Genomic DNA, 4968 nt, shown 5'->3' with positions numbered 1-4968 from the left:
AAGCTAGGAGTGCGAGCGCCTACATCTACCCCGTGGACAAGGCCCCGATGGTGACGAAAAGAGCGACGCAGTGACGACGACGATACAGCCGATGTTGCGCGGGTTGGGAGACGATGCCCGCACCGCCGCCCAGGCGCTCGCCACCATGCCGACCGCCACCAAGGCCGCCGCCCTGCGGGCCGCCGCCGCCGCGATCCGCGAGGACGCCGCCCGCATCCTCGCCGCCAATGCACAGGACATTGCCGCGGCAGAGGGGAACGGCCTGTCGGGGGCAATGCTCGACCGGTTGCGGCTCGATCCCGCCCGGGTCGAGGCGATGGCGGTCGGCGTCGATGCGGTGGCGGGCCTGCGCGATCCGGTGGGCGGGGTGATCGACCGCAGCGAACGGCCCAACGGGCTGGCGCTGTCGCGGGTGCGCGTGCCGATCGGGGTGATCGGCATCATCTATGAGAGCCGGCCCAATGTGACCGCGGACGCCGGCGCGCTGGCGGTGATGGCGGGCAATGCCGCGATCCTGCGCGGGGGGAGCGAGGCGATCCGCAGCAACCGGGCAATCCCCGCGTCCCGCCGCGCGCTGGAAAAGGCCGGCTGGAGCGTCGAGGACCTCGACCTGGTCGAAGCCAACGAAGCCTTTGCCGCGCAGGCGCTCGCCGTCTGCAAGGACATGGGCTGGACCGCCGACAAGGTGAACGTCAACGGCGGCGCGATCGCCATCGGTCACCCGATCGGCGCGTCAGGCGCGCGGGTGCTGACGACTCTACTGTACGAAATGAAGCGCCGCGACGCGAAGAAGGGCCTTGCGACGCTGTGCATCGGCGGCGGCATGGGTATCGCGATGTGCGTCGAGCGGTAACGGCCGCTTCGTCGACCGGATAGCAGGGGGCTGTCGGCATGACCGGCAGCCCCTTTTTTTCGGAAACTGGAGTCGAACTCGACCACCTTGATCGCCCTCACCCTTCCGCGCCTGCGCCGCTCCTTCCCTCTCCCGCCGGGAAAGGGACAAGACGCCGAAGGCGGCGATAGGTGAGGGGCGCGGGTCGGCGCGGATTTCGCCGATCTTCCCAGCCGGGATCGGCCATAGAAAAAGGGCCGGCGCAATGCGCCGGCCCCCATAGTTGCGTACCCGTGCGATCAGAAGCGGGCGGTGACGCCCGCGTAGAGGCGACGGCCGATATTGTCGAAGATGCCGCTGCCCGCAGCGGTGCCCGTCGCGCCGAGCGGCGGCAGGCGATCGGTCAGGTTGTCGACCCCGATGTAGAAGTTCGACGTGTCGGTCACGTTGATGCCGAGCCGCGCGCCGATGTAGAGCACGTCCGGATAATATTGGATGTCGAAATCGTCGGCGTTCTGGGGCGGACGGCCCTGGAAGCTCCGCGTATTCTCGATCGCACCGACCGCCTGCTTGCCGAGATAGCGGAACTGCGTGTCGAAGCTGATCGACCCGAAGTTCGCGCCGATGTTCACGTTGACCTGATCCTTCGGCAGACCCAGTTCGCCGACGATCGTGTTGGCGAAGTCAGGCTGCAGCGGGTTCAGGAAGCTGTTGTTCGAGAAAACGTGCGTGTAGATGACCTGACCCGACACCCGGACGTCGCCGATCTTGCGGGTGTACGACAGGTTGGCGTCGATACCGCGGGTTTCCAGCCGGGCGAAGTTCAGCGACGATTGCAGCAGACTGCCTTCGATGATCCGGAACGCTTCTTCCCCGTTCGGACCGGTCGCGCCGGCTCCCACACGCTGGAAGAGCGTGCAGAACTGGTTGTTCTCGATCGAGGGCGTGTCGTAGCAGTTGTTGATGATCCCCTGTGCCGACACGGCGCTGATCACGTCGTCGACCTTGATGTTGTAATAGTCGACCGACAGCGACAGCCCGGGGACGTAGCTGGGCCGATAGACGCCGCCATAGGTCCACGAGTCGGAGGTCTCGACCAGCAGGTCGGGGTTGCCGCCGGTGCGGATTTCCAGCGTCTGGACGTAGCGATAGTTATACGACGCCGGAATGCCCGCCGCACGACAGTTCGCTTCGCGGAACTGGGTGCCGGCACCGATATTGTCCGATGAGCACGGATCGCTCACGCTCGCGAAGTTCTGACCCGCGGCCGAGAATTGTTCGTCGAGGTTGGGCGCACGGACCGCGCGACCGTAATTGGCACGCAGACGCAGGTCTTCGATCGGCGACCATTCGACGCTGCCGTTATACGCCCAGACCCGGCCGGCCGTCCCGCGATAGTCGGACACGCGGGCAGCGCCCGAAACCGTCAGGTCGCGCAGCAGCGGCAGGTCCTTCACGATCGGGATCGAGAGTTCGCCGAACGCTTCCTTCACTTCGAACGCCGGCGGGTCGAACGTCGCCAGCGCGTTGTAGAAGGTGTAGCCCGCCTCGACCGCCGGATCCGCCTGGAAGAAGTTGGTTTCCCGGCGATATTCGCCGCCCAGCGAGAACTGGACCGGGCCGCCCGGCAGCGTGAACAAGGCGGAGCTGTCCCCCGCGATCGAGCCGACGACGTTGAACTGGCTGATCTTGCCCGCCGAGGTGGTGTTGCGCAGGATGTAGTTGATCGCTTCGGGCGAGGCCGAACCGACCCCGAACGGGTTCAGCGGCTGACAGTTGGTGATGTCCGCGGTCAGGTTGGCCGCGTCGCCGTTAAAGTCGATCCCCGGCGTCGAACCGGCATTCGCGCGCGCACGATTGAGCTGCGATCCGCAGACGATGCGACCGGTCGCGGGGTCGCGAACCGCATCCAGGGCGAGGTTCAGGCGCTGGACGTCGACGTTGCCGAGGACCTTCGTCTGTTCCTTGAACTCGCCATAGTTGACGGCGACATCGTAGCTGAACCCGCTGCCGAGGTCGCCGCGCGCGCCACCGACGACGCGGAACGTTTCGCGCAGCGCATCCTCGCGACGCGAACCCAGATCGGTCAGGTTCTTGCGCAGGATGAAGCGATACGATCCGTCAGCGATCTGGGCCCGCAACGTCGCCTGCTGTGCCGCGGTCAGCGCCACCGCAGAACCGTTGGGGTTGATGCCGTTGTTGACCGAGTTCAGCAGCTGCGCCGACAGCGTCGCGCGCGCCGGGGCGCTCAGGAACGGGTTGTCAAGCCGCGGACGTTCGTAGATGTCGCCGAGCGTGCCGCCGACGAAGAATGCCGGACCGGAACCGCCCAGACCGACGCTTTCGACGCGCACATACTTCGCCTCGATATACGGCACGAACGCCGGCGACACGTCGAAGTGACCGATCAGGTTTGCCGAATAGCGGTTGAGCTGCGGCAGAAGCTGCAACAGCGTGCCTTCACGACGGGTATTGCCGTTCCCGCCGAGGAAGCTGCCGCCGGGAGCGGCGCTGGCCTGCGCCGCACTGCCGTTGGCGATGCCGACGCGCGTTCCCGTCTGCTGCGCAAGGCTGCCGCCGGGCTGGAACAGGTAGTTACAGGTGTAGGCGCGACCCAGCGGATCGCGACCGCACGCCGCCGGCGACGTCGCACCGATGCCTGCGCCCGCGATCGATACGAGACCGCCGTCCGAGAACGTCCCGACGCGGATATCGCGCATGAAGATGGCATCGGGAACGCCGTTGAAGTTGGGCAGGCCGTTCAGGCCCGGCCCCGCGGCGTCGATCCCCGTCGTGATGAAGCCGTCCGCCTGACGATACTGGCGACGGTCCGACGCGAAGAAATCTTCCGACCGGGCATATTCGAGGCTGATCGCGATGTTGCCGCGGCCGTCGGCGAAGTTCTTGCCGCCGGTGGCGCTGATGAAATAGGAACCCGCATCGCCTTCGTCGGTGATGCTGCCCTGCGCACGAAGCTGCAACCCTTCGTAATTGGTCTTCAGGCGGAAGTTGACCACGCCGGCGAGCGCGTCGGAACCATAGACCGCGGAAACGCCGCCGGTCAGGATGTCGACGCCTTCGAGCAGGTCGGTCGGGATCGTGTTGATGTCGACGGCGGTCGCGCCGCCCAGGATGTTGGACGCGACGTGACGGCGACCATTGACCAGCACGAGCGTACGTGCCGTGCCCAGACCGCGCAGGTCGAGCAGGTTCAGACCGGCGGTGCCGAGGAAGCGGGTCGAGTTCTGCTGGCTGAAGGTGCTCTGCAGCTGCGGCAGGTCGTTCAGCACGTCACCGATCGAGACGCGGGCGGTCTGGGTCAGTTCCGCGGCCGAAACCGTGGTGATGGGAGCGGGCGACACGTCGTTCGGTCGCGAGAGACGCGAGCCCGTTACGACGATCACGCCGTCGGTGGCAGGTTCGCCATCGGCGTTGGTGCGCGTTTCATCCTGCGGTGCGCTGAGCGAGGTGCCCGCACCGGGGGCAGCGGCACTGTCGGTGCCCTGCTGCGCCGATGCCGTACCGGCAAACAGCAACAGAGAAGAGGCCAAGGCGGTCGATCGCGCCAGAACGGTAAACTTCATGAAACCCCCTTTTTCGGGCCAATTAACCCTTGCCCGATTGTCGATCCCCGAAAACTCTCGGGGTCGCTGCACGCATCAGATCGTGCATGTTCTACGATGTGAAGGGGGTTCCTGACATTTCGTTCACACTGTTACCAGTTCGCAACACTTAGCAATGTTTAGAAACACTTGTTTATTACTGTATTATTACAGCAATACAGCAGAGGTTTTGTTGGCGTAAGGCTTTCTTGCTGGACGTTGCGGTGCCCCACCCTCTACCTGTAGCTGCTCGCAATCGGATGGGCTCCTGCTCGCAAACGGATCACCTTTCTGCTCGGATTAGCTGACAGTAAGCGCGCGCGCCTGCTCACGCTTTTCGATAATGTGCTCGCGATCTCCCGCGGCTGCTCGCAATCAGCGCGCCGCGCTCACGCTTAGCGCTACTGACGGGAATGGTCAGAATCTGATCCCCTCAACCAACCGAGCTGCGGCCTGGCAGTTCGCGGTGGTGGCGCACCAAGCCCTGACTTCAAGGCCCGGGCTCCGAACACGACGACGTTGCGCCTCCGCATC

2 protein-coding genes are annotated in these 4968 nt (G+C 65.3%); one reads left to right on the top strand and one right to left on the bottom strand.

Annotation, left to right across the window (positions count from 1 at the left end; all coding sequences use genetic code 11):
* Positions 1 to 91 precede the first annotated feature (91 nt).
* On the top strand, positions 92 to 853 hold the full coding sequence (locus B2515_RS04045) for a hypothetical protein (RefSeq protein ID WP_293873982.1): 762 nt from the start codon (positions 92 to 94) through the stop codon (positions 851 to 853).
* Positions 854 to 1131: 278 nt separating this feature from the next.
* Here the strand turns inward: B2515_RS04045 and B2515_RS04040 are convergent, their stop codons facing one another.
* Positions 1132 to 4416, bottom strand: coding sequence for a TonB-dependent receptor domain-containing protein (locus B2515_RS04040; RefSeq protein ID WP_293873981.1), 3285 nt, complete (start codon positions 4414 to 4416; stop codon positions 1132 to 1134).
* Positions 4417 to 4968: the final 552 nt, after the last annotated feature.

Source organism: Sphingomonas sp. UBA978, assembly GCF_002292295.1.
Taxonomy (GTDB): domain Bacteria; phylum Pseudomonadota; class Alphaproteobacteria; order Sphingomonadales; family Sphingomonadaceae; genus Sphingomonas.
The sequence above is the reverse complement of the archived record's forward strand: the minus strand, read 5'-3'. Positions and strand labels throughout refer to the sequence as shown.